Genomic DNA, 23,678 nt, shown 5'->3' on the forward strand with positions numbered 1-23,678 from the left:
CTCGGTACCGAAAGGTGCCACAATGGACGAAAATCCATGCGCCATCATAAGTTGTAGGCGCAACATGATTATTCATGCTCCGCGTTTCGCGGCCAAGACGGCGTCACAAACAGCGGTGTACCACCCACTTGGAGGCAGTTGCCATGAACATTCGAAAAATCACCGCAGCCCTGGTTGCCGGCGCCGCAGCGCTGGCTCTCGCCGGCTGCACGAGCGCGGGTGGCGATGAAGCCAAAATCACCCTGCGCCTGTGGGACGAAAAAGTCGCCGACGTCTACGAAGAGTCGATCGCCGCATTCGAAGATGCCAACCCCGGCATCGACGTCGAACTCAACGTCGTGCCGTGGAGCGACTACTTCACCACCCTCCGCAGCGAAGTCGGCTCGGGCGGCGGCGACGACCTGTTCTGGCTCAACGGCGCCTACTTCGAAGACTATGCCGCGGTCGGATCGCTCGTGAACATCGACGACGCCCTCGGCAAAGACGCCCGCGAAGGCTGGGCCGAATCGGCCGTGCAGCAGTACCTCTACGAGGATGCGCTCTACGGCGTGCCGCAGCTCACCGACGGCGGCACCGGCCTCTACCTCAACAGCGAACTGCTCGCCGAAGCAGGCGTCACCGCCGAAGAACTCTCGGATGCGGCCTGGAGCCCCGTCCCCGAAAAAGACACCCTGCTGCCGCTGCTGCAAAAACTCACCATCGACGAAAACGGCAACAACGCCGCCTCGCCCGACTTCGACCCGAAGCGAGTCAAAACCTACGGCTACAGCGCCGCACTCGAGCTGCAAAACATCCAGCTCAACTACATCGCCTCAAACGGCGGCACCTACCAGAACGAAGATGGCAGCAAGCTCACCTTCACCGACCCTAAAACCGTCGAGGCCTACCAGTACATCGTTGACCTCATCAACAAGTACCACGTAGCCCCGCCCGCCGAATCGACCAACGACGACGGCGACTACACCCGCGAACTGTTCCTGCAGGGCAAGCTCGCCGTATTCCAGTCGGGCACCTACAACCTCGCGCAGGTCAACGACAACGCCGACTTCGAGTGGCAGACCGCCGAAATCCCCGCTGGCCCCGCTGGTAAGGGAACCACCGCACCCGCGGTGATCGTGGCCGGAAACACCAACACCAAATACCCCGAAGCGCAGCAAAAACTGCTCGAATGGCTCGGCTCGGCCGAAGGTGCCAAATACATCGCCGATTCGGGCGCCGCGATCCCCGCAGTGACCGACGCTCGCGCCGACTACGACGCCTACTGGCAAGAACAGGGCATCGACACCAGCCCCTTCTTCACCGTGCTCGAAGGCCGCGAACCCTTCCCGCCGGTAATCGGTAAAAACTACGGCGCCCAGGCTGAAGCCTTCACCCCGCCGCTCAAGGAAGTTTTCCTTGGCAAGACTCCCGTGAAAGAAGGGCTACAAAAAGCACAGGATGCGGCCGACAAGGTCGCGTAGACCGCATCCCGTTTCGCAATAACAACCAATAAATAGGTGGCGTGTCGGGCGTAGCAACTGTTACGCTCGACAGGTTGCCCCGTCACATCCGTGCCGTGGCAGCGATGCAACAACCCTCCTGCTGCAGACCGTCTGCAGCCGTTCAAGACCAAAGGAGGTGGGTTACTCGTGCATCAGTATGAGCTCATGGTGATCCTCGATCCCGACATCGACGAGCGCACCGTCGCACCGAGCCTCGACAAGTTCCTCAATGTGATCCGCACTAGCGGTGGGTCGATTGAGAACACCGACATCTGGGGCCGCCGCAAGCTGGCCTACGAAATCAACAAGAAGAGCGAGGGCATCTACGCCGTCGTCAACTTCACCTCGACCCCCGACGCAGCTCTCGAGCTCGACCGTCAGCTCAAGCTCTCGGAAGCCGTCATGCGCACCAAGGTGCTGCGTGCCGAAGAGGCTGTCGCTCGGCTCAAGGCCGCCAAGGCTGAAGCCGACGCAGCTGCCACCGAGGCGTAGCCGCTACCGTCAGCTGTAGCAGCATCCAGACGACATCAGGGAGTCAACATGGCAGGCGACACGATCATCACCGTGGTGGGAAACCTCACCGCCGACCCCGAACTGCGCTACACACCCAATGGCGTGGCAGTGGCCAACTTCACCATTGCCTCAACACCGCGGGTGTACGACCGCCAGTCGGGTGAATGGAAAGACGGCGAAGCACTGTTCCTCCGCGCATCCGTATGGCGCGAGTTCGCTGAACACGTCGCTTCGTCGATGACTCGCGGTATGCGAGTGATCGCACAGGGTCGACTCAAGCAGCGTTCGTACGAAACCCGCGAGGGTGAAAAGCGCACGACCTTCGAGCTTGATATCGACGAGATCGGCCCCTCGCTGCGTTACGCCACCGCACAGGTCACCAAATCGACCAGCGGCGGCGGCAACTACGGCGGCGGACAGCAGCGTCAGATGCAGTCGCCCCCTCAGCAGCAGGCTCCGCAGGCGGAAGAACCGTGGGGCAACTCACGGCCGCAGCAGGGTGGCCAGTCGCAGGGCGGCTGGGCCGCGCCAATGTCGGATGGATTCACCGACGAGCCACCGTTCTAGGTCGAGCTCGTTCACCTATGCAGCGCATCACGCGCATCCACGAACGGATGCGGTGAGCGTGAGAGAAACTCAGTAAAGGAATTCGCAACCATGGCTGGAAAGTCAAGCGGCGACCGCCGCAAGGGTCGCGGCGCCAAGGCTAAGCCCGTCGCACCCGCAAAGCACATCAAGGTTGGCGTCATTGACTACAAGGACGTCGCAACCCTCCGTAAGTTCATCTCGGAACGTGGCAAGATCCGCGCACGCCGCATCACCGGCGTCTCGGTTCAGGAGCAGCGTCTCATTGCTCGCGCAGTGAAGAACGCTCGCGAAATGGCACTGCTTCCCTACGCCGGCTCGGGCCGCTAAGCGAAAGGGGATACAAAAATGGCAAAGGTTATCCTCACTCACGAAGTGAACGGTCTCGGCGAGGCCGGCGACGTTGTCGAGGTCAAGAACGGCTACGCCCGCAACTACCTGGTTCCGCAGGGCTACGCCGTGCACTGGACCAGCGGCGGCGAGCTGCAGGTTGCCGCGCTGCGCAAGGCACGCGAGGCCCGCGAGCTCAAGACCGTTGAAGAGGCCAAGGCACTCAAGGCTTCGCTCGAAGCCGCGATCGTCAAGGTCTACGTCAAGGCTGGCGCCGACGGCCGTCTGTTCGGCTCGGTTCGTCCCGCCGACGTCGCTGACGCCGTTGCCGAGCAGGGCATCGGTACCATCGACAAGCGCAAGGTGATCTTCCCGGCTCCGGTGAAGACCCTCGGCGACCACTTCATCATCGTGAAGCTCGGTAACGACATCGAGGCCAAGACGAAACTGCAGGTGATCCAGGCTCGCTAGCCTGATCGCCGCGCGCATCAAAAACGGTGCGGGCCGCATCCTGATATGGGGGATGCGACCCGCACCGTTTGTGTTGCAGATCTGTGGATAACTGTCAATACGGCTGTGGGAAAAATCCCCAAAAAATTTTTTGCGCGGTCGCAAAGGCCAACCTTCAAGCTCAACTTCAGGTAGTTTAGGTTGGCTCATAAGTTAAAATAATCCCAGGTCAAGCGGGATATTTTGATGAGTATTCAGGATGCATCCACAGGCCCGCGAAGGTTATCCACATTGATGCCGCAAGTTGTTGGCATTTCCTCCACAAGTTATCCACAGGCTGACTCGTGGAATCGCGGAAATCATCGTAAGGTTCGCTCAGTGCACAAGAACGGTTCAACCCCAAAATGACGCTCACAGACTTCAACACCCACACCGGCGACAATGGCTCGCGCGACGACCACGACAGTGTCCGCACTCCGCCGCACGACCTGCTCGCCGAACAATCGGCACTGGGCGGAATGCTGCTGTCAAAGGATGCGGTCGCCGATGTGGTCGAAAGCGTCCGCGGCGTCGACTTCTATGTGCCCAAGCACGAAATCATCTTCGACGCCGTCCAAACCCTCTACGCGGCCGGCGAACCCACCGACGTCATCGCCGTAACCGACCAGCTCACCAAAACCGGCGACCTGCAGCGCGCCGGCGGCGCCGAATACCTACACACCCTCGCCGGCATCGTGCCCACCGCCGCCAACGCCGGCTACTACGCCAGCATCGTCGCCGAACGCGCCGTGCTGCGACGCCTCGTCGAAGCCGGCACCCGCATCGTGCAAATGGGCTACGGCGCCGAAGGCGAAGTGGTTGAACTCGTCAACCAGGCCCAGGCCGAAATCTACGGCGTCACCGGCGGCGTCGAAACCGAAGACTATGTGCCGCTGAGCATCGCCCTCGGCGACGCCCAACACGAAATCGAAGCCGCCCAAAACCGCGGCGGCGAACTCACCGGCGTGCCCACCGGATTCCGCGACCTCGACGCGCTCACCAACGGGTTGCACGCCGGCCAGCTGATCATCATCGCCGCCCGGCCCGGTCTGGGTAAATCGACCTTCGCGCTCGACCTCGCCCGCTCAGCCGCAGTGCACAACCAGCTGCCAACGATCTTCTTCTCGCTCGAAATGAGCCGCGCCGAAATCGCCATGCGTCTGCTGTCGGCCGAAGCCAGCGTGAAACTGCAATCGCTGCGCACCGGCAAAGTCACCGACGAAGACTGGCAAAACATCGCCCGCACTCAGGGACAAATCGTGGATGCACCGCTGTACATCGACGACTCACCCAATATGACGCTCGTCGAAATCCGCGCCAAATGCCGCCGACTCAAGCAAAAGGTCGGCCTCAAACTCGTGGTGATCGACTACCTGCAGCTGATGACCTCGGGTAAGCGCGTTGAATCGCGACAGCAAGAGGTTTCCGAGTTTTCGCGCGCCCTCAAACTGCTCGCCAAAGAACTCGAAGTGCCGGTTATCGCGCTGTCGCAGCTCAACCGAAACTCCGAACAGCGCGCCGACAAAAAACCCGCCGTCAGCGACCTGCGCGAGTCGGGTTCGCTTGAGCAGGATGCCGACATGGTCGTCCTACTGCACCGCGAAGGCGCCTACGACAAAGATCACCCGCGCGCCTACGAGGCCGACATCATCGTCGCCAAACACCGTAACGGCCCCACCGATACGGTCACCGTGCTCTTCCAGGGCCACCTCTCACGATTCGTCGACTACGCACCCGGCCAGCAGCCACCCGCCAGCGGTGGATTCGCACCACCGCCCGCGTAGAATTCGCAGGGTGAGCATCCGGCATGACCACAACCACCCGGATGCAGTGACGCGCGGAAGGGTAAACATGAGTGCAGCGACGAGCGAAACCGTAACCCAGCGGCATCCTCGCGCGTTCTACATCCTCGCCGCTTTCGTACTCGCAGTCATCGGACTGGTGGCGCTGCAGCAGGTGGCGTCATTTGTCACCCCGGTGTTTTTGGGCCTCAACCTCGTGCTCGCCGTAGCCCCACTGATGCACTGGCTGATTCGCCGCGGATTGCCGCGCATCCTGGCCGGCATCATCGGTGCGCTAACGGTGTATGTGCTGCTGATCGCGTTCGTGGCACTGATGATCTGGTCGGTGGCGGTGCTTATCCAAGAGCTGCCGAAATACTCCGCCCAATTCGGTGCCCTCTACAGCTCGCTCATCGAGTGGCTGGGCACCTTCGGCATCACCCAGGATGAAATTTTGCGGCAGGCCCAGCAGGCGTTCTCACCGAGCGCGATTGTGGGGATGCTGCAGGGGCTGGCATCGAATATTGGCGGGGTCGCGGCGCTACTCACCACGCTGCTGGTGGTCATCTTTTTCATCTTCTTCGACGCCATCAGCTTTGAACCACGGATGCGTGCCATTCGTCGGGTGCGCCCCAACGCCGGTAGTGCCCTCGACACCTTCTCGCGCGGAGTGAGCCGGTACTGGGTGGTGACAACGCTCTTCGGTGTGATCGTGGCGGTGCTGGATGTGATCGCACTCGAATTCATGCAGGTGCCACTGGCGCTCGTGTGGGGCGTGTTCTCGTTTTTGACCAACTACATCCCCAATATCGGGTTCGTAATCGGTCTGGTTCCGCCGGCGCTGATGGCGCTGCTCGCGAACGGCCCGATGAGTGCGCTGCTGGTGATCGTGGTCTGGTCGCTCATCAACTTCGTGCTGCAATCGCTCATTCAACCGAAGGTTGCCGGGGATGCGGTGGGTGTGACCCCGACGGTGTCGTTCATTTCGCTGCTCGTGTGGGCGTTTGCGCTGGGGCCGGTGGGCGCGCTGCTGGCGCTGCCGGCGACGCTATTTGTGAAGGCCGTGCTCATCGACGCCGACCCCGATAAGCAGTGGATCGGGCTGCTGCTCGACTCAAAACCAAAGCTCGATGACGATGACGACAGCGCCGATAACGGCGCCGATTCGGCGGATGCGGTCGCCGCGGCCGGCCCGGCAACCGATGCGAGTAAATCGCATCCCGAAACCCCCGAACGAGACGAAACCGCGTGATCGGCGACCTGTTCGCGCGCATCCCGCGACCCAAAGAAAATCCGCACAACGTGCCGGTCATCACCGTGATCGGCACGGTGGTGTTCTTATTGACCGTGGCGCTGGCGTTCTGGCTCGGATTTCAACGACTCGAACCCGATCTGCGGATCGAACAGCGCATCGCGCTCAGTTCGAGCCCGCGGGTGCGGTTTGATCCCAGCTCTGACACCTGGCAGCACGTCGTGGCGGCAGATCCCGAAACCGGGCAGGGGCCGCAATACGCGAGCCTCGCCGCCAATGGCGAGGATGTGTGCGCCTTCACCTGGCAGGTAGGTGCGGTAGCCGGCAGCAGTATCGACCTCGACCGATTCGATAGCGATGCGGATGCGACCGCCGAGGTGATGCGGGTGGGCGGCCTGAAATCGCAGGCCGAAGGCAGCACGCAGGTGGTTATCGACGCCGATCACACCACCGCCGAGCTGCTCTATTTCCCGCAGGGATATCAGGACGGGGTGTACACGGCCACTGCCGCACGGGTGTTTGCTGGTTCGGGCGACTATGTGCTGCTCACCCTGCTGTGTGCCGATGAAGAGGATGCCTCGCTCGAGGGGATGAGCGAGCTGCTCACCGATGTGCTCGTGCGCATCTACCCGACTCCCTAGCTGGGCGGCCGAGAAATACGGCAAGCGAGGGATATTTCCAAAAAATTGCCGCGATACACCCGCTAGTCACGCAGATGACACATTTGTCGGGTAACGTCACACCAGTTAAGGCGACACTTGACGCAGTCAGCAATGACGGCACCGTTCACGACGACGCCGTTCATGTCAGCGAAAAGCGGCTCGACGCAGAGGAGAAGGAATGTCGAACCAGTTCCCGCCCACCGGCGACGGACAGCAGAACCAGAACCAGCCCTACGGCGGCGACCAGTCGAACAGCGGATACGGCGCTTCGACTCCGGGCTACCAGGGCTACCAGTCGCAGTCGAACTACAACCAGCAGGGTTATGGCTCGTACGGACAGCAGGGCCAGGATGCGCAGCCCGGTTATGGTTCGTACGGTGACCAGGGTGGCCAGCAGGGCCAGAGCGGCTACGGCTCGTACGGCCAGCAGGGTGGCCAGGATGCGCAGCCCGGTTATGGCTCGTACGGTGACCAGGGTGGTCAGCAGGGCCAGCAGAGCAGCCAGAGCTACGGTGGCTACGGTGACCAGAGCGGCCAGCAGGCCCAGCAGGGCTACGGCGGGTCGTACGGCCAGCAGAACAACCAGGGTCAGCAGGGCCAGAGCGGCTATGGCTCGTATGGCCAGCAGGGCCAGCAGAGCCAGCAGGGTTATGGCTCGTACGGTCAGCAGGGTCAGGATGCGCAGGCCGGCTACGGTGCCTACGCGCAGCAGCAAAACTACGGCGGCTACGGCCAGCAGGGCGGCTACGGGCAGCAGCCCCAGCAGGGCGGCAAGAAGAAGACCAACCCGGTGGTGTGGATCGTCGTCGCAGTTGTTGCGGTTGCCCTCATCGTCGGCGGTGTGTTCGGTGCCATGGCCCTGTTCGGCGGCGGTGGCGGCAAGTACGGTGTCGATTCCAAGACCGGTATTGCCGATGTGACAATCAAGTACAACGGCGACTATGACGACGGTGGCTACAGCACTGACTCGAGCTTCAGCGCCTCGAATAGCGACATGTCGTGCTACGTAGGGGGCAAGTTCTCGACCATTGACGTGAGCGCACTCGACGACAAGTCGATGGACGAGGCGATCCAGGATCAGCTCAAAGGCGAGGGTATGCCCGATGGCATGGAAATCTCGACCGAGGGCACCATCACCCTGAAAGACACCGAGGGTATCGATGTCGAATTCCAGCTCGCTAACATCAAGGGCGACTCTGCCCAGTTCAAGGGCGAGATGTGGGTTGCCATGCACGTGTTCCAAGACTCGGAAGACGGGCTGATGTTCATGGCTGGTTGCGCTGACATGAGCGCCTACGGCGGTGGCAGCAGCTCGTCAGACGCCTCGTTCTCGAAGGGTGAGTTCGAAGACTTCATCAAGAACGACGTTGAGTTCACCCTCACCGAGGAGTAGATCTTCGCTCGACAAAAACGTCGAGGGCCCACGGTTTCAAGCCGTGGGCCCTTTCGTTCTTGCGAATGACATTTGCCGCCGACTGGGGAGATTTCACCCTCGCGGTAAGGCGGGGCCGGTAGGGTCGCCGCAGCGTTTGATGTGAATCAGCAACGTGAAGGAGATCCCGTGTCGAACCAGTTCCCACCCGCCGGTGACGGTCAGCCGCCCCAGCAAAACCCCTATGGTGGTGCGCCGCAGCAGTCAGCACAGGGTGGCTATGGCCAGCAGCCTGCCCAGGCCGGCTATGGCCAGCCGGGCGGTTATGGCCAGCAGCCACCCCAGGCCGGTTACGGCCAGCAGCCACCCCAGGCCAGCTACGGCCAACAACCAACACCGAGCGGTAAGAAGAAGACCAGCCCGTGGGTGTGGGTTGGTGTGGCGGTTGCCGCCGTTGCCCTGATTGTGGGCGGTATTTTCGGCGGTATGGCGCTGTTCGGTGGCGGCGCAGGCAAATACAGCCTCGACGCCGACACCGGTATCGCCGATATGTCGATCGAATACACCGGTGACTACACCCTCTCGGGATACGAAACCCCCGGATCGTTCACCGCGATGAACGACGACAACACCTGCTTCGCGTTCGGAAACCTGCAGTCATTTGATGCGAGCGACTTCGAGGGCAAATCGCGCGAAGAAGCATTTGAAGACCTGGTGAACAGCGGATCGATGCCCGAGGGGATGGAGAAAAAGATCGAGGGCACCATCACGCTCGAAGACACCAACGGCATCCCGGTTGAATTCCAGCTGGCCACCGCCAAGGGCGAAAGCGACGAGGTATCGGGCGAGTTCTGGCTGGCGATGCGGGTATTCCCCGAGTCGGAAGACTCGGTGGTGTTCATCGCCGGTTGCGGAGATATGAGCGGCACCGGTGCCAGCTCGGGTGACTGGCCGTCGTATTCGAAGAGCGACTTTGAAAACCACCTCAAAAACGACGTCGAGTTCACCCTCGTCGAAGAGTAGCTTTTCACCCGACAAAAGCATCAAGGGCCCACGGTTATAAGCCGTGGGCCCTTGCGTTTGAGGTTAGTGATCGGATGCGCGATCGCCGGTGAGTGACGAATCGAGATCGGTGGGGCGGGGGAGCGGCCGACCAAAAAAGCGCATCGGAATCGAATAGGTGTCGAGCAGGTGCGCGCGCTGCCAGTGGCGCGAAATCGCCAGCTCATAAAACTCCACGAGCTTTTCGGTGGCGCTACGCCACGAGTGCTGCTGCGCCTCAGCGCGACTGGCCACACCCATCTCGTGACGCAGCTTGTCGTCAAACAACAACCGCTCGAGCTTCTCGGTGAAATCGTCAGTGTCACCCGGCTCAAACAGCAGCCCCGAATGGTTGTCGGTCACCGCAAACGGAATACCACCCGCGCGGGCGCCCACCACCGGCACACCCGAAGCCATCGACTCGAGCGCCACAAAACCGAGCGTTTCAGTGGTCGACGGGAACGCAAACACATCCGCCGAAGCGAACGCCGAAGCCAGATCTTCACCCGACATATAGCCGGTAAACACCGTGTTGGTGCCGGCGAACTCGGCCTGCAGCTCGTCACGATCGGGGCCCGAACCCACCATCGCCAGCCGCACCCCGCGCGATTGCAACCGCTTGATCGGCTCCAAGAGTTCGCGCAGATCCTTTTCTTTTGACATCCGGCCCACATAAATCATGAGCTTGTCGTCGGGATGTCCGTCGGTGAGCCGCTCGCGCATCCCCGCCGAAGCCGCCTCGGGGCGATAGTTCACCGTGTCAATTGCCTTCGGCCACAGATCAACCCGCTCAAAACCGATTTCTTCAGCGCGAGCCACCATCTGCGGCGACGTACACAGGTTCACCTCGGCCAAATTATGAATCCACTTGAGATAGGCCGTGCCGGCCTTACGAATCCGGCCCAGCCCCAGTGCATCCGCATACTGCGGCGTATCGGTGTGAAACGAAGCGAGCATCGGCAGATCGCGCCGCGTCGACGAGAGCGCCCCGTATGCGGCCAACACCACCGGGTTCACCAGGTGCACCACATGCGGAGCGAACTCTTCAACCTCGCGCGCAATATTCGGCGTGGGCAACCCGAGCTTCAACTCGGGATACCAGGGCCGCATCGGCACCGAGTTCACCGGCACCACCCGCGCACCGGCATAGTTCGACGGCGGGTGGCCCGGTGCGAACACCAGCACCTCGTGGCCGAGGGCCGTGAGCTGCTCGATCGTGCGCAGCACGCGGGTCACCACACCGTCGATCTTCGGCAGAAAGACCTCGGTGAACAGCGCGATCCGCATGGGCGACTACTTGTTTTCTGCCGCCTGCGCCACCGACTCGGGCACACCGGCGTGCTGGTTTTTGGTCCACAGCGAGCGAGCCGGGATTTTCGACAGATCGGCGCGGTCGGCGTACTTGCGAGCAATATCGGTGACCTCGAGCAGCAGGCCCTCGGCAAGCTTCGTGGGGTTGAGGCCCAGGTCGATGAACGTTTCGTTTACCACGTGCAGCTCGTTCTCGGCCGCCTCATTACGCGGGTTCGGCACGTTCTCAACCTTCGCATCCGCGATCTTGGCGATCAGTGCCGCCAGGTCGCGCACCCGGTGAGTTTCGGTCATCTGGTTAAAAATCATCACCCGATCGCCAGCTGCCGGCGGGTTTTCGAGCGCGATCTGGATGCAGCGCACCGTGTCTTGAATGTGGATGAACGCGCGCGTCTGGCCACCGGTGCCGTGCACGGTGAGCGGATAGCCAACGGCCGCCTGCATCAAGAACCGGTTGAGCACGGTGCCATAGTCGCCGTCGTAGTCAAAACGGTTGATGAGCCGTTCATCCATCGCGGTTTCTTTGGTGTTGGTGCCCCACACGATGCCCTGGTGCAGGTCCGTGATGCGCAGCCGGTCGTTTTTCGCGTAGTAGGCGAACAGGTTTTGGTCGAGCACCTTGGTGAGGTGATACACCGAACCCGGGTTGGTGGGGTAGAGGATCTCCTGGCTCACCAGGTGCTGTTCGGTCGGGTTGCCGTCCGCATCCTCATCACTCATGACCTGAATGGTGAGGTAGCCCTCGGGAATTTTCATCCCCGCGGTGCCGTAGCCGTACACGCCCATAGTGCCGAGGTGTACGAGGTGAATGTCACGACCCGACTCGACAATGGCGGTGAGCACATTGTTGGTCGCGTTGATGTTGTTATCGACCGTGTAGCGCTTGGTGGTCGAGTTTTTCATCGAGTAGGGGGCGGCGCGCTGCTCGGCAAAGTGCACCACCGCGTCAATCGACTGGTCAACAAAAAATGCGAGCAGCGCGTCGTAGTCTTGCGCCACATCGATATTGACAAACTCGAGCGACTTGCCGGTGAGCTCGCGCCAGGTGGCAACACGCTCTTCGATGCTGGCAATCGGGGTGAGCGAAGATGCGCCAAGTTCGTCATCGATGCGGCGACGCGACAGATTATCGACAATCACGACATCGTGGCCGAGGTTCGACAGGTGGAGCGAGGTGGGCCAGCCGCAGAAGCCGTCGCCACCGAGAATTGCGATCTTCAAGTGAATCTCCCGTAGTGCCGTATCAACAGGTGTGCCGTCACGGATGCGGCGCACATTTCATCCATGCTAAGCGGCCCGGGTAACGTAAAGTTTTCAGCCTGCAGTGCCAAGCTAAAGTCATGGCCGACAACCAATAACCACTGCAGGTACTTTCAGAAGCACGCGCCAAAGAACTGCTGAAAACGCGGCGTCTGGGTCGAGTGATTGAACGAGTTGGCGACATCATCGAAGTCTTCCCGGTCAACTACGACACCGACGGCGAACGCATCGTGTTCCGCACGGCGCCCGGAACAAAACTCGCCGGATTTATTGCAGCCCAAGAGGTGCTGTTCGAGGTCGACGAACTCATCGATGCACACGCCTGGAGCGTTGTGGCGCGCGGGCAAGCGTGGCTGATCGAAACGGATGTAGAACTCGCCGAGCTCGGCAGCATCAAGCCGCAACCGCTGCTGCCCACCGTGAAAGAACACATCGCCGTGCTCGAAATCGATTCGATCAGCGGCCGCGAGTTCACGATTGGCCCCGAGCCCGAGGCCGAGCCCGAAACAATCGCCTAGTTCGTCGCATCCAGCGGTGCTGCCGGTACCTTGTCATCTGTGACAACTCAGCAGACTGTGCCCGGCCCGATTGACGTGGTGCTGCGCGAAGCCGCGGCAACCGGTGGGATCGCCGGCACGGTTGTGGTGCTTGACGAACCCGACGCCCAGCTCGTGCGAGCCACCCTCGCCGCCGGTGCCGAACGGGTGATCGCCTGCTGCGATACCGGGTTCACCGTGCCGCTGCCCGAGGGCGCTATCGAGCGGGAGCTGACCGAGCTTGGCGGCGCTGACCTGGTTGGCGATGCGGATGCTGGCATGCCGGTCGCGCTCGCGGTGGGGTTGCTGCCAAAATCGCTCGCCGAACTTGCCGAACAGGCACAGGAGCTCGCCCGCCAGCTGCCCGCAGCGCGCGTGATCCTCGGCGCCCGCGAAAAACACCTCACCCGCTCGATGAACGAGGTGCTCGAGCGGCACTACGAGCGGGTGCGCGCATCCCTCGGCCATCGAAAATCGCGGGCACTGGTGGCGAGCGACGCTCTCACAAACCAGCCGCCGCGCATCCCCGCAACCGCGCACATTGGCGAACTCGACCTCACGGTGTGCGCGTTCGGGAGCGCTTTTGCCGGCGCCAAACTCGATATCGGCACCAGGCTGCTGCTCGAAACCCTCGAAGTCGCACCACCCGCCACCGAAACACTCGCAGCCGAACCGAGCACCGTTATCGACCTTGGCTGCGGCACCGGCATCCTCGCCAGCTGGGCGGCCCGCAATTGGCCCGCAGCCCGCATCATCGCCACCGATCGCTCATCGGCCGCGGTGCGCTCGGCCACCGCCACCGCCGCCGCAAACGGGGTGACCGTAACCGCCCACCGCGCCGACGCCGGCGCCGGACTACCGGATGCGTGCGCCGACCTGGTGCTGCTCAACCCGCCATTTCACGAGGGTCGCGAAGTCGACCGCACCATGGCCAACCACCTGTTCGCCGCCGCGGCCCGACTGCTCAAACCCGGCGGTGAGCTCTACACCGTGTTCAACTCGCATCTGCGGCACCGACCGCAGCTCGAGCGGCTTGTCGGGCCAACCGAACAGCTGGCGGCAAACGCAAAATTCATCGTCACGCGCAGCATTCGGCAGGGTCCCAGCACGCGGCAGACTGCCAGCGCCAGTTAGCCGGAGCTCGTAACGTTCACTCGCCGCTGAGCGAACCGGGCGGCGGCACCGCCGGCAGCCCAAAATCGGGATTGTCGCAGGCCACCGCCGTCGACAAATCCGCACCAAACACAAAACTCGTGCGCGTGAACGTGCCGCGCAACGCCGCCGGCAACCAATACTGTGCATCCGACCACATCTCGCCAAGCGGCAATTTCGCCACCGAATACCAACTCAGCGAAAGTTCATCCGAATCAACCGGCTCGCCAATCCAATCGCGACACAAATACACCCACGATTCCTGCGACCAGGCCGGCTTTGTGGGAAACAAATAGGTGAGCATCCCCACCGGTTGCAGCGACTCTTTTGCCACAAACAGGCCCGACTCCTCATCGATCTCACGCACCGCAGCGCTGCGCGGATGCTCACCGGGATGCAGCTTGCCACCCAACCCCACGAGCTTGCCCACTCCCAGCCCGCGTCGCTTTCGGCCGAGCAACACCTCGGGCACACCCTCCGACTCACGCAGCAAATACGTGACACACACCTGTGGCAGAACCATGTCAAAAAGCGTACGCCACCGCCCCTCCGGCACACGCTGCTGCCAGCAAGTGAGCGATAACCTGAAACCCCCCCGACCAAGGAGACATATGTCACAGGTGCTCGACCTACTGGCCGAATGGATGCCCAAGCAGCGCTGGTACGCGGCATCAACGACACCCGCAAAACTGCGGCTACTGGGGAGTTTTGAATTCACCACATCCGGTCTCGACCAGGTGCGGCTAATCACCGTGGCACTTGTTTATGACGCCGCCACCGACGCCACCTACCAGGTGCCGCTCGTAGTGCGCGATGTCGACGCCGAAGTAGAAGCGCTCGGCTTTATCGGGCCGGTGCGCGAACACGGCGGTCGAGCCGCGCTGGTCGACGGCTGCCACGACCCCGCCTTCGTGGGCGCGCTCATCAAAGCCATCGCCGACGAACAAGAACTCGCCGGCGAAAACGAATCGGTGCGCGCCTACGGGCAGCCAATGCCGGGAGCCACGGTCGGGCAATTTGTGAGCTCGCGAGTGCTGCAGGGCGAACAATCCAACACCTCAATCATCTGCGAATTCCGCGCGGGTGACGGTAGCGCCGCATCCCCGCTCATCATCAAAATTTTCCGACGCCTGCACCCCGGAGAAAATCCCGATGTGGTGCTGCAAACCGCGATCGCCGCATCCGGTTCGTATCGCGTGCCGCCGGCATTCGGTGCGCTCGCGGGAGTGTGGCCCGACCCGAGCGGGCAACAGGTTTCGGGACACCTCGCCTTTGCGGCCGAATATTTTTTTGGTGTTGAGGATGCGTGGCGCGTCGCGCTGCGTGCCGCCGAACGCGGCGACGATTTTTCGCAGCTGGCGCACTCACTGGGCGAAGCAACCGCCGAGGTGCACGATGTGCTGCAGCGGGTCATGCCAACCGTGCAGCCCGGCCGCGCCATCGTGCGGGATGCGATCAACCAGATGCGCGACCGCTACCGGATGGCAGCCGAAGCGGTACCCGAACTGCGCCAATATGCCGACCAGATTAACGCCGTATACGACGAAGCCGCCGGGGTCGAATGGCCGCAGCTGCAGCGCATCCACGGCGACTACCACCTCGGGCAGGTGCTCGCCGTGCCCGAGCGCGGCTGGGTGCTGCTCGACTTCGAGGGAGAACCACTGCGCCCGCTCGCCGACCGCTGCGCACCCGATGTGCCGCAGCGCGATGTGGCCGGGATGCTGCGCTCATTCGACTATGTTGCGGGTGCGCTCGCGGTGGGGTCGGGGCAGTCGCAATATGCGCGCGAGTGGGCGCAGGTGGCGCGAAAGGCGTTTTTGGAGGGATATCGCGCCGGATGCAGCGCTGCCGCAGATGCCGGTTCGCTCACCGGGGCACAGGCTCGCGGCCGCGAAGTTCTGCTGCGCGCCTATGAGCTCGACAAGGCCGTGTATGAGGCGCTGTATGAAAAGCAGCACCGCCTAGACTGGCTGCCGATTCCGGTGGGCGCTATCGCTGAGTTGCTGAAGTAGGCGGGGCGCTGGCTTGGCGCCGGCTGGCTGCCGTGCTGCTGGTTGCTGCGCCGCTGTGGTACCAGCCACGAACGCAAACAGCGCATGTGCTCGGACGTTGAGCACATGCGCTGCGTGCATCGGGTAATACCCGTAGGAGTTTAGACGCGCTCGCAGAGGGCGTTCGCAACCTCGGCCTCGTACTGGCCGATGAGTTCGTTGCGGCGCTCACGCAGGGCGGCACCCAGGGCAATGCGGTCGTGCAGCCAGAACGACAGGAAGTCGATCTGGGCGTGCCAGCTGGCTGCGTCAGCGGCGGCCTGGTCGATCTCCACACCCGTGCGGGTGAGAGTGAACTTGGTGCCCGAGTTGGTTTCTTCGAGGTCGACGCGGACCTGCGACTCGGAACCGCCATTGAAGCGCCAGGTGAATTCAAGGGTGCTCGGTTCTTCGGCACGAGTAACCATGCCGACGACCCGGTGGTCGCTGCCGTTGAGGTAGCTCAGCACAAATTCGGTGCCTTCGGTCAGTGGTTCGGCAACGTGGCCGAGCCAGTGACGGAGCTGTTCGGGCATAACGAGGGCGCGCCAGAGGACCTCGCGACTCAACCGCGATTCGGCGGAGAGTAATGTTGTAACGGTGTCGTTGTGGACACTTATCTTGCTGTGGACTTCAGGCATTTTCGCCTCCTAACTTTGTCTGTCGGAACGACCGATTGAGTTTCGGAATAACCGACTGGCCGAGTTCGCGGCCACCGAGACGGACTCCCGGTTAACTCTAGGTTAACAAAAGGTTAACAAAAAGTCTAGAGTTGCCCTGTTTCGTGCGCGCAAACGTGAGTGATTGCGTGTCGATTTGTGAGAAAATGGATGCGGTCACACGTGGATGCTTCACGCATCGCGTGTCAGTGGATTGCGTAACAAAACCCTGCTCAGCAGGGTTTTGTTGCTTTCTGGGCGAGTTTCGGTGTGACTGTTGCGGTGAACCTGAGTGTTGACTGTGATTACTGGCGGAAAGTTTCCACAGGCTGTGGATAGATCTAAACTTGAGTCAGATCGACTCAGGGTTTGGATGCAGGCGCTGGTCGACAGATCAATTTGTACGGACGGTCAGCGAAAGGAGACCAGCATGGCCAATATGCAGGGGGTGCAGGCTCCTGACGAACAGAGCAAGAGCGCACTCGAACAATTCGGTATCGACCTCACCGAGGTCGCTCGATCGGGCAAACTCGACCCGGTTATCGGCCGCGACGCCGAAATCCGTCGAGTGAGCCAGGTACTCACCCGGCGCACCAAAAACAACCCGGTGCTCATCGGTGAACCCGGCGTCGGTAAAACCGCCGTCGTTGAAGGCCTCGCCCAGCGAATCGTCGCCGGTGACGTGCCCGAATCACTCAAAAACAAACGACTCATCTCACTCGACCTCTCCGCCATCCTCGCCGGCGCAAAATACCGCGGCGAATTTGAAGAGCGGATGAAGGCCGTGCTGAAAGAAATCACCGACGCCGAAGGCGAAATCATCACCTTCATCGATGAGCTGCACACGCTCATGGGTGCCGGCGGCGGCGAATCGAGCGTCAGCGCATCCAATATGCTCAAACCGATGCTCGCCCGAGGTGAACTGCGGCTCATCGGCGCCACCACGCTCAACGAATACCGCGAGTTCATCGAAACCGACTCGGCGCTCGAACGCCGCTTCCAGCAGGTGTTCGTCGGCGAACCGAGCGTTGAAGACACCATCGCCATCCTGCGCGGACTCAAAGAACGCTACGAGGCGCACCACAAGGTCGCGATTAGCGATAGCGCCCTGGTGGCCGCCGCATCCATGTCAAACCGGTACATTCCATCCCGTCAACTGCCCGACAAAGCGATCGACCTGATCGACGAGGCCGCCTCGCGACTGCGCATGGAAATCGACTCGTCGCCGGTGGAGCTCGACACCGAGCGTCGCCAACTCGACCGCATGAAGCTCGAAGAACTCGCGCTCAAGAAGGAACACGACGACGCATCCAAAGAGCGCCTCGCCCAGCTGAGAGAAGACATGGCCGAGCTTAAGGCACACGTCGACGAACTGCAGGCGCGGTGGGATAGCGAACGAGCCGAGCTCAACGAGGTGGGTGAACTCAAAACCAAACTCGACGACGCCCGCCGCCGTGCCGAACTGGCACAGCGAGAAGGCAAACTCGAGCAGGCCAGCCGCATCCTCTACGGCGAAATTCCCCAGCTGCAAACGCGATTGCAGCAGGCCGAAGCCGCCGAAACAAGCGAGGGTCGGATGGTGAACGACCACGTCACCGACACCGATATCGCCGAGGTTGTTGCCGCCTGGACCGGCATTCCGGTGGGGAAGCTCATGCAGTCGGAGCGCGAAAAGCTGCTCAACCTCGAAAGCGAACTTCACCAGCGGGTCATTGGGCAGGATGCGGCCGTCACGGCGGTATCGGATGCGATTCGCCGGTCGCGTGCCGGGGTGAGCGACCCCTCGCGCCCCACCGGATCGTTCATGTTCCTCGGCCCCACTGGCGTGGGCAAAACCGAACTCGCAAAGGCGCTCGCCGAACTGCTCTTCGATGATGAGCGCGCGATTGTGCGCATCGACATGTCGGAGTACGGCGAGAAACACTCGGTGTCGCGCCTGGTTGGTGCGCCTCCGGGATACGTTGGCTACGAACAGGGTGGCCAGCTCACCGAGGCCGTGCGGCGACGCCCCTACTCGGTGGTGCTGTTCGACGAGGTCGAAAAAGCACACCCCGAAGTGTTCGACGTGCTGCTGCAGGTGCTCGACGATGGGCGGCTCACCGACGGGCAGGGGCGAACGGTTGATTTCCGCAGCACGTTGCTGATTCTCACCTCAAACCTCGGTTCGCAATTTTTGGTCGACCCGCTGCTGGCGGCCGACGAGAAGCACGAGGCGGTGATGTCGGCGGTGCGGCAGGCGTTCAAGCCCGAGTTCATCAACCGGCTGGATGAGCTGGTGGTGTTCGATGCGCTCACGCCCGAGCAGCTCGCGCAGATCGTGGCGCTCGGGGTGCAGAAGCTCGAGCAGCGGCTGGCCGAGCGGCGGCTGCAAATTCAGGTGGATGCCGATGCGCGCGAGTGGCTTGCCGAGCGCGGCTACGACCCGATCTACGGGGCGCGTCCGCTGCGTCGCCTGATGCAGCACGAAATCGACGACCGGCTCGCGCGGGCGCTGCTGGCCGGCAAGGTGCACGATGGCGACACCGTGCGCGTGTCGGTGGCCACCGACAGCGACGGCCTGACGCTCGTGACCGCGTAGCGCGCTGCGCGGCTTTGCTGCGCGTGGGCGCCGGGGCACCGCTCTACGCTCTGCGAGAATGCCGGGGCACCGCTTTTTTGCGGAGCGCCCCGGCGCTCGCCGCGCCGCCGCGCCCGCCGCCCCACCCTCCGCTCGGGTACACCGCAAATGCCGGGAGCCACCGCTATGGCGGTGTACCCCAGTGTTATCGGTGTACGCGAGCAGTGCGCGGGGCGACCGTCACGCGTCACGCGTCGTCGCGCCCGAGTCGCGCCCGCCGCGCAGCGCGACCGCGCGTCGCGCCGCCGCACCCCGTTTCTTGTGCCTTCTGTGTGGCTTGGCGTCATTTGTATGTGGCACAGCACACACAAATGACGTTAACCCACACAAATCCGTGGGTTCGGGGCGCGCAGGACCCAAGCGGGGTCCGAGCAGGGCCGAGTGGTGCGAGCGGCGGCGTGCGCGGGGGGGCGAGCGGGGTGCACGACGGCGCGCACCCCCACGCGTTCGTCCGTGTGGGGGTGCGCAACGTAGCCGCGGGCGCAGCACAGCCGGGCGTCAAGCGGCCCGCTTATTTGTGGCCGGGGCGTCCGATCAGCTGCTCGCCCTGCGCAATCCGCAGCGCATCATCGCTACCGGGCACCACGTTGCCGCGCAGCGAACGACCCGCAGTCTCGTTAAACGTGAGCACCGAGACCAAACCGATCAAGCCCGCAACGGCCAGATAGTAGCCCGGCACCAGGGTGTTCCCAGTGACTTCAATGAGTGCCTCATTCACCATTGCCGCAGTACCTCCGAAGATCGCCGTCGACAGGTTGTAGCCGATCGCGAATCCCGAATACCGCACCGAGGTGGGGAAAAGCGCCGGCAGCGTCGCCGAAATCGACGAGATCACGATCACCAGCAAGAGGCCGAGCACCGCAATACCACCCAGCTGAGTCCACACCGACCCGGTCTGCACCAGCATGATCGCCGGCACCGACAGTAGTGTGAACCCGGCACAGGCCGTGATGAGCAGCGGTTTTCGCCCGATCCGGTCAGACAGCGCACCCAGCGGCGCGATGATGGCCATCATGATCAGCTGGATGACCACCAGCGACATGTTCGACTGCACGGGATCATGACCCAGCGTCTCCGACAGATACGACGGCATATAGGTCAGCACCAGGTAGAAGGCCACGTTCACGAGGATCACGAAGCCGAACAGCTTGAGCAGCTGACCGGGGTGGTCACGGAAAAGCCGCACACCCGCGTTCGGCTGCGAGCCCTTGTTGGCGTCGGGAAGGTCCTTGGTGAAGGTCTCGGGCTCGTCAAGCGAGCGACGCATCCACAGCGCGATGATGCCGAGCAAAAGCGTCAGCGCGAACGGTACTCGCCAACCCCAGGCGTGCATCGCCTCGTCACCGAGCGCGAACGTGAGGCCCGTGCACAGCAACGCCGCGGCGCTAAACCCGGCGAGCGTTCCGAATTCGAGGAACGAGCCGTAAAAACCACGGCGGTTATCGGGTGCGTGCTCCGACATGAACACGGCGGCACCGGCATACTCACCGCCGGCTGAAAAGCCCTGAATCATGCGCAAAAGCATCAGCAATATTGGTGCCGCAAAACCGATGTCGTGGAACGTTGGCAGCACCGAGATCGCCGCGGTCGAACAGCTAATCAGGATGATGGTGAACACCAACACCCGCTGCCGACCCACACGGTCACCCAGCGGCCCGAGGATGAGACCACCGAGTGGCCGCACCAAGAACGACACCGCGAATCCGGCAAAGGCGAGGATGCGCGGCAGCGCCGATTCGTCATCGTTAAAGGTAAAAAAGCTCTCGCTGATATAGGCGATCAGGTATCCGTAGATTCCGTAGTCGAACCACTCGATTGCGTTACCGACCGCGGCACCAGCGACCGATTTACGCGCGCGTTTGCGCTGTACGGGTGTGAGGTCGATTTCTCGGGTAATCGGGGGCAGCTCGGCTGCTTCTGGTTGTGTGTTCACGGTATTCCTTTCGCTGAGGGAGTGCACCGGCGAACTAGTCCGCGGTGCTACCGGGCGCGCTCGACCTCGTTGTCGATGCGCAAAGCAATGGATGTGTAGGCGGCTGCTGCCGCTATGAGCTCGTTGATGGATACGCGTTCGTCGGGCTGGTGCGCTTGCCCCGTGATATCGCCGGGGCCGAGCACGATCGTTGGTACCCGGTGGTGGGATGCAATAAAACCTCCCTCGCAGGATGCGGTCCAAATATCGTGAGTGCCGGGAAATCCCTGGTCGCGAACCGCATCGGTGGCAATTTTTACCAGGGATGCATCCGGTTCGGTAACAAATCCCGGCATGGTCATCTCGACCATCCCGTCGAATCGGATGCGGTTCCATCCCGGTCGCTGGGCGGCGGCAACTCGGTCGCGGGATGCGGTGAGTAGCTGCTGCAAAATCGTTTCGGGATCTTCGCCCGGTAGCAGTCGCCGGTCGAGGTCGAGATCGCAGCGATCGGGAACGATTGAGGTGCCGTGGCCGCCTTGAATTTGGCCGACGTTCCAGGTTGCGGCCCTGAGTACCGGATGCGGTCGCTCGGCAAGCCGTGCCGCATCCTGGTCGACCGCGGCGATCAGTTCGGTGGCCGCGAGTATTGCGCTGGCGCCGTCGCTCGGCCGGCCGGCGTGGGCGCTCATTCCCGACACTGTGATGTGCAGGTTGGTTGCGCCGCGGCAGCCGATGATCGTGGTGAGATTTGTTGGTTCGGCGACGATGCAGGCGTCGTAATTGTGTGCATCCGCGTGCTGCAAATAGTGCTGGGCACCGCGCGCGTCGGCCTCTTCATCGACGGTGCACAGTAGCGACACCGGAATCTGGGGCTGCTGCTGGTGAATCGCGGCCATCGCCGCCACCACCGCGGCGAGCCCGCCCTTCATGTCGGTGGCGCCGCGGCCGATAATTTCGGTGTCGGTGCGCCGCGGCGTGAAGGGGTCGGCGCTCCAGCCCTCGCCGGCTGGCACCACATCACTGTGCCCGAGAAACAGCACTCCACCGGGGCGGTCAGGGCCAATGCGGGCGAACAGATTCGGGCGGCCGGGCGCCACTTCACTGAGCGACACCCGCGCGCCGATGTCTTCGAGCGCTGCCGCCAGCACGGCGACCGCGGCAGCCTCAGTGCCGCCGGGGTTTTCGCTGGGCGCGGCGATGAGATCGCAGGTGAGCTGCACAATCTCTTCGGCCGACAGGGCTTGACTGGATGCGCTCACGGCTACACACCCGGCTCAATTTCGTACAGGCCGCGGGGGAAGTTCGCGAGCAGTTCGATACCCGACTCGGTCACCACCACCGGTTCGGAGTTTTCAAATCCGAAGCCGTCCTCCCACTGTCCGGCGATGATGTGGAAACACATCCCGGTTTCGAGCACGGTCTCGTCATTGGGGCGGATGCTGACGGTGCGCTCGCCCCAGTCGGGCGGGTAGCCGATGCCGATTGAATAGCCGAGGCGAGAGCTTTTTTCGTATCCGGCCTGCTGAATGACGCGCTGATAGGCAGACGCCACCTCGTGCGCGGTGACGCCGGGCCGCATCGTATCGAGTGCGGTTTCGAGCGCCGAAACCGTGGCGGAGGCCAGGTGGTGCACGCGTTCACTCGAGCGCCCGATAACCGCGGTGCGGGCAAGGGGCGCGTGGTAGCGGTGGTGCGCGCCAGCGATCTCGAGCGAAATGGGTTCGCCCGTGGGAAGCGGCGCGGCGGTCCACGTGAGATGCGGGGTGTCGGCCGCGGCGCCGGTGGGCAGCATTGGCACGATCGCGGTGTAGTCGCCGTCGGCGCCCGGCACGCCGTCGATTTGCGCGGCGCTGACGGCCGCGGCGACCTCGTTCATTGGGCGACCCTCGCGGATCGCATCCATACCGGCCTGCATCGCGTGAGTGACGACCCTGCCGGCCTTACGCAGATAGGCGATTTCCGCATCCGATTTGATGAGCCGCACCCAGTTGATGAGATCGTTGCAGCTCGAAAATTTCCAGTCGGGGAGGTTGTTGGTGAGGGCGAGGAAGGTGCGGATCGTAAAAAAGTGCGCCTCGCTCTCGTAACCGATGTGTTTGGATGCGGGGCCGAGATGCTCACGCATTTGCTCGGCCATCCATTCGCCTGGATGCATCTGTTCGTTGTGCACCATGACCTCGGGATACCCGAAAATCTGGTCGGGGTCGATGCCGGTGGCGGTGCGATGCGCACCGTTTGCATCCATTTCGCGCATCAGCAGCAGCGGTTTGCCGTCGACCGGTAGGACGAGCGCTTGCGGCATATAGAACGACCAGGCGTTATAGCCGGTGAGGTAGTAGAGATTGGCTGGATCAGTGATGAACAGCGCATCGAACCCGGCAGCCGCGGTTTTTTCGCGCACCCGCTGCTGGCGGGATGCGTACTCTTCGGCGGAAAAAACCTCAATTGCCGACTGCTCATCGGTGGCCTTGTGCGACAAGACGACCTCCTTCACCTCACTGTGATGCGGCACCCGCGCCGCTGATAAGGCAGTGTAGAGCGCTTATTGCAGTCAGCCCAGGTGATTTTGCTTGTTCATACTGTTTACTCCGGCTTCATGGTTGCTACATGAGTGGCCGCTGATTGTGGATGCGCTGCCGCGGCGGATCCCGGTTTTTGCGCCTTCTGTGTGTCTCCGCGTCATTTGTACGTG

21 protein-coding genes are annotated in these 23,678 nt (G+C 62.5%); 14 read left to right on the forward strand and 7 right to left on the reverse strand.

Annotated features, from left to right (window positions below; genetic code table 11):
- Nucleotides 1-143: 143 nt before the first annotated feature.
- The 10 genes from JMV54_RS04870 (at nt 144) to JMV54_RS04915 (ending at nt 9,488) form a co-directional block, all read left to right on the forward strand.
- Nucleotides 144-1,460 carry an ABC transporter substrate-binding protein gene (locus JMV54_RS04870; protein ID WP_201517823.1) on the forward strand — a complete coding sequence of 439 codons (1,317 nt, stop codon included), beginning with the start codon at nt 144-146 and terminating at the stop codon, nt 1,458-1,460.
- A gap of 168 nt (nt 1,461-1,628) precedes the next feature.
- Nucleotides 1,629-1,973: a 30S ribosomal protein S6 gene (rpsF, locus tag JMV54_RS04875; RefSeq protein ID WP_269141177.1), complete on the forward strand. Its 345-nt coding sequence runs from the start codon at nt 1,629-1,631 to the stop codon at nt 1,971-1,973.
- A gap of 48 nt (nt 1,974-2,021) precedes the next feature.
- On the forward strand, nt 2,022-2,561 hold the full coding sequence (locus JMV54_RS04880; RefSeq protein ID WP_201517824.1) for a single-stranded DNA-binding protein: 540 nt from the start codon (nt 2,022-2,024) through the stop codon (nt 2,559-2,561).
- 90 nt (nt 2,562-2,651) lie between these two features.
- The gene (gene rpsR / locus JMV54_RS04885; protein WP_201517825.1) at nt 2,652-2,909 is read left to right on the forward strand and encodes a 30S ribosomal protein S18; all 258 of its coding nucleotides are present in this window, start codon (nt 2,652-2,654) and stop codon (nt 2,907-2,909) included.
- Nucleotides 2,910-2,927: 18 nt separating this feature from the next.
- A complete protein-coding gene (gene rplI / locus JMV54_RS04890; RefSeq protein WP_201517826.1) occupies nt 2,928-3,380 on the forward strand; it encodes a 50S ribosomal protein L9 in 453 nt (150 codons plus the stop codon).
- A 383-nt stretch (nt 3,381-3,763) separates the two neighbouring features.
- Entirely contained in the window at nt 3,764-5,182 is a 1,419-nt protein-coding gene (gene dnaB, locus JMV54_RS04895) for a replicative DNA helicase (protein ID WP_201517827.1), read from the forward strand.
- A gap of 67 nt (nt 5,183-5,249) precedes the next feature.
- Nucleotides 5,250-6,431, forward strand: coding sequence for an AI-2E family transporter (locus tag JMV54_RS04900; RefSeq protein WP_201517828.1), 1,182 nt, complete (start codon nt 5,250-5,252; stop codon nt 6,429-6,431).
- A complete protein-coding gene (locus JMV54_RS04905; RefSeq protein WP_201517829.1) occupies nt 6,428-7,072 on the forward strand; it encodes a hypothetical protein in 645 nt (214 codons plus the stop codon). The genes JMV54_RS04900 and JMV54_RS04905 overlap by 4 nt, the downstream gene beginning before the upstream one ends.
- A 199-nt stretch (nt 7,073-7,271) precedes the next feature.
- The gene (locus JMV54_RS04910; protein WP_201517830.1) at nt 7,272-8,486 is read left to right on the forward strand and encodes a hypothetical protein; all 1,215 of its coding nucleotides are present in this window, start codon (nt 7,272-7,274) and stop codon (nt 8,484-8,486) included.
- 168 nt (nt 8,487-8,654) lie between these two features.
- On the forward strand, nt 8,655-9,488 hold the full coding sequence (locus tag JMV54_RS04915; RefSeq protein WP_201517831.1) for a hypothetical protein: 834 nt from the start codon (nt 8,655-8,657) through the stop codon (nt 9,486-9,488).
- Nucleotides 9,489-9,551: 63 nt separating this feature from the next.
- Here the strand turns inward: JMV54_RS04915 and JMV54_RS04920 are convergent, their stop codons facing one another.
- A complete protein-coding gene (locus JMV54_RS04920; RefSeq protein WP_201517832.1) occupies nt 9,552-10,793 on the reverse strand; it encodes a glycosyltransferase family 4 protein in 1,242 nt (413 codons plus the stop codon).
- A gap of 6 nt (nt 10,794-10,799) precedes the next feature.
- Complete coding sequence (locus JMV54_RS04925) at nt 10,800-12,038, reverse strand: NAD-dependent epimerase/dehydratase family protein (RefSeq protein WP_201517833.1); 1,239 nt, start codon at nt 12,036-12,038, stop codon at nt 10,800-10,802.
- Between the two features lie 140 nt (nt 12,039-12,178).
- Here JMV54_RS04925 and JMV54_RS04930 point away from each other — a divergent pair, with 140 nt between their 5' ends.
- Complete coding sequence (locus JMV54_RS04930) at nt 12,179-12,595, forward strand: pyridoxamine 5'-phosphate oxidase family protein (RefSeq protein ID WP_201517912.1); 417 nt, start codon at nt 12,179-12,181, stop codon at nt 12,593-12,595.
- Nucleotides 12,596-12,634: 39 nt separating this feature from the next.
- Complete coding sequence (locus JMV54_RS04935) at nt 12,635-13,747, forward strand: class I SAM-dependent methyltransferase (RefSeq protein ID WP_201517834.1); 1,113 nt, start codon at nt 12,635-12,637, stop codon at nt 13,745-13,747.
- Nucleotides 13,748-13,763: 16 nt separating this feature from the next.
- Here JMV54_RS04935 and JMV54_RS04940 read toward each other — a convergent pair whose 3' ends face one another.
- Complete coding sequence (locus tag JMV54_RS04940) at nt 13,764-14,288, reverse strand: NUDIX domain-containing protein (protein ID WP_201517835.1); 525 nt, start codon at nt 14,286-14,288, stop codon at nt 13,764-13,766.
- 88 nt (nt 14,289-14,376) lie between these two features.
- Between JMV54_RS04940 and JMV54_RS04945 the strand changes: the two genes are divergently transcribed.
- Nucleotides 14,377-15,777 carry a maltokinase N-terminal cap-like domain-containing protein gene (locus JMV54_RS04945; RefSeq protein ID WP_201517836.1) on the forward strand — a complete coding sequence of 467 codons (1,401 nt, stop codon included), beginning with the start codon at nt 14,377-14,379 and terminating at the stop codon, nt 15,775-15,777.
- 140 nt (nt 15,778-15,917) lie between these two features.
- Here the strand turns inward: JMV54_RS04945 and JMV54_RS04950 are convergent, their stop codons facing one another.
- Nucleotides 15,918-16,436: an SRPBCC domain-containing protein gene (locus JMV54_RS04950; RefSeq protein WP_269144451.1), complete on the reverse strand. Its 519-nt coding sequence runs from the start codon at nt 16,434-16,436 to the stop codon at nt 15,918-15,920.
- 448 nt (nt 16,437-16,884) lie between these two features.
- On the opposite strand from JMV54_RS04950, the gene JMV54_RS04955 reads away from it, so the two are divergent.
- Nucleotides 16,885-19,032, forward strand: a complete 2,148-nt coding sequence (locus JMV54_RS04955) for an ATP-dependent Clp protease ATP-binding subunit (RefSeq protein ID WP_201517838.1) — start codon at nt 16,885-16,887, stop codon at nt 19,030-19,032.
- Between the two features lie 550 nt (nt 19,033-19,582).
- On the opposite strand, the gene JMV54_RS04960 is transcribed toward JMV54_RS04955, so the two are convergent.
- Genes JMV54_RS04960 through JMV54_RS04970 form a run of 3 tightly spaced genes read right to left on the reverse strand, consistent with a single transcriptional unit; the run spans nt 19,583 to nt 23,465 of the window.
- On the reverse strand, nt 19,583-21,004 hold the full coding sequence (locus tag JMV54_RS04960) for an MFS transporter (RefSeq protein ID WP_201517839.1): 1,422 nt from the start codon (nt 21,002-21,004) through the stop codon (nt 19,583-19,585).
- Between the two features lie 47 nt (nt 21,005-21,051).
- Nucleotides 21,052-22,245 (reverse strand): M20 family metallopeptidase, encoded by a 1,194-nt coding sequence (locus tag JMV54_RS04965; protein ID WP_201517840.1) that lies wholly within the window; start codon nt 22,243-22,245, stop codon nt 21,052-21,054.
- 2 nt (nt 22,246-22,247) lie between these two features.
- Entirely contained in the window at nt 22,248-23,465 is a 1,218-nt protein-coding gene (locus tag JMV54_RS04970) for a M24 family metallopeptidase (protein WP_201517841.1), read from the reverse strand.
- Nucleotides 23,466-23,678: the final 213 nt, after the last annotated feature.

The sequence above is a fragment of the Gulosibacter hominis genome, assembly GCF_904842695.1.
Classification (GTDB): domain Bacteria; phylum Actinomycetota; class Actinomycetes; order Actinomycetales; family Microbacteriaceae; genus Gulosibacter; species Gulosibacter hominis.

Bases quoted from the DNA above. Each gene is read 5' to 3' on its own strand.
- JMV54_RS04870 (WP_201517823.1), top strand. From the start codon at position 144: ATGAACATTCGAAAAATCACCGCAGCCCTGGTTGCCGGCGCCGCAGCG.
- JMV54_RS04880 (WP_201517824.1), top strand. From the start codon at position 2,022: ATGGCAGGCGACACGATCATCACCGTGGTGGGAAACCTCACCGCCGAC.
- rpsR (WP_201517825.1), top strand. From the start codon at position 2,652: ATGGCTGGAAAGTCAAGCGGCGACCGCCGCAAGGGTCGCGGCGCCAAG.
- rplI (WP_201517826.1), top strand. From the start codon at position 2,928: ATGGCAAAGGTTATCCTCACTCACGAAGTGAACGGTCTCGGCGAGGCC.
- dnaB (WP_201517827.1), top strand. From the start codon at position 3,764: ATGACGCTCACAGACTTCAACACCCACACCGGCGACAATGGCTCGCGC.
- JMV54_RS04900 (WP_201517828.1), top strand. From the start codon at position 5,250: ATGAGTGCAGCGACGAGCGAAACCGTAACCCAGCGGCATCCTCGCGCG.
- JMV54_RS04910 (WP_201517830.1), top strand. From the start codon at position 7,272: ATGTCGAACCAGTTCCCGCCCACCGGCGACGGACAGCAGAACCAGAAC.
- JMV54_RS04920 (WP_201517832.1), bottom strand. From the start codon at position 10,793: ATGCGGATCGCGCTGTTCACCGAGGTCTTTCTGCCGAAGATCGACGGT.
- JMV54_RS04940 (WP_201517835.1), bottom strand. From the start codon at position 14,288: ATGGTTCTGCCACAGGTGTGTGTCACGTATTTGCTGCGTGAGTCGGAG.
- JMV54_RS04945 (WP_201517836.1), top strand. From the start codon at position 14,377: ATGTCACAGGTGCTCGACCTACTGGCCGAATGGATGCCCAAGCAGCGC.
- JMV54_RS04950 (WP_269144451.1), bottom strand. From the start codon at position 16,436: ATGCCTGAAGTCCACAGCAAGATAAGTGTCCACAACGACACCGTTACA.
- JMV54_RS04955 (WP_201517838.1), top strand. From the start codon at position 16,885: ATGGCCAATATGCAGGGGGTGCAGGCTCCTGACGAACAGAGCAAGAGC.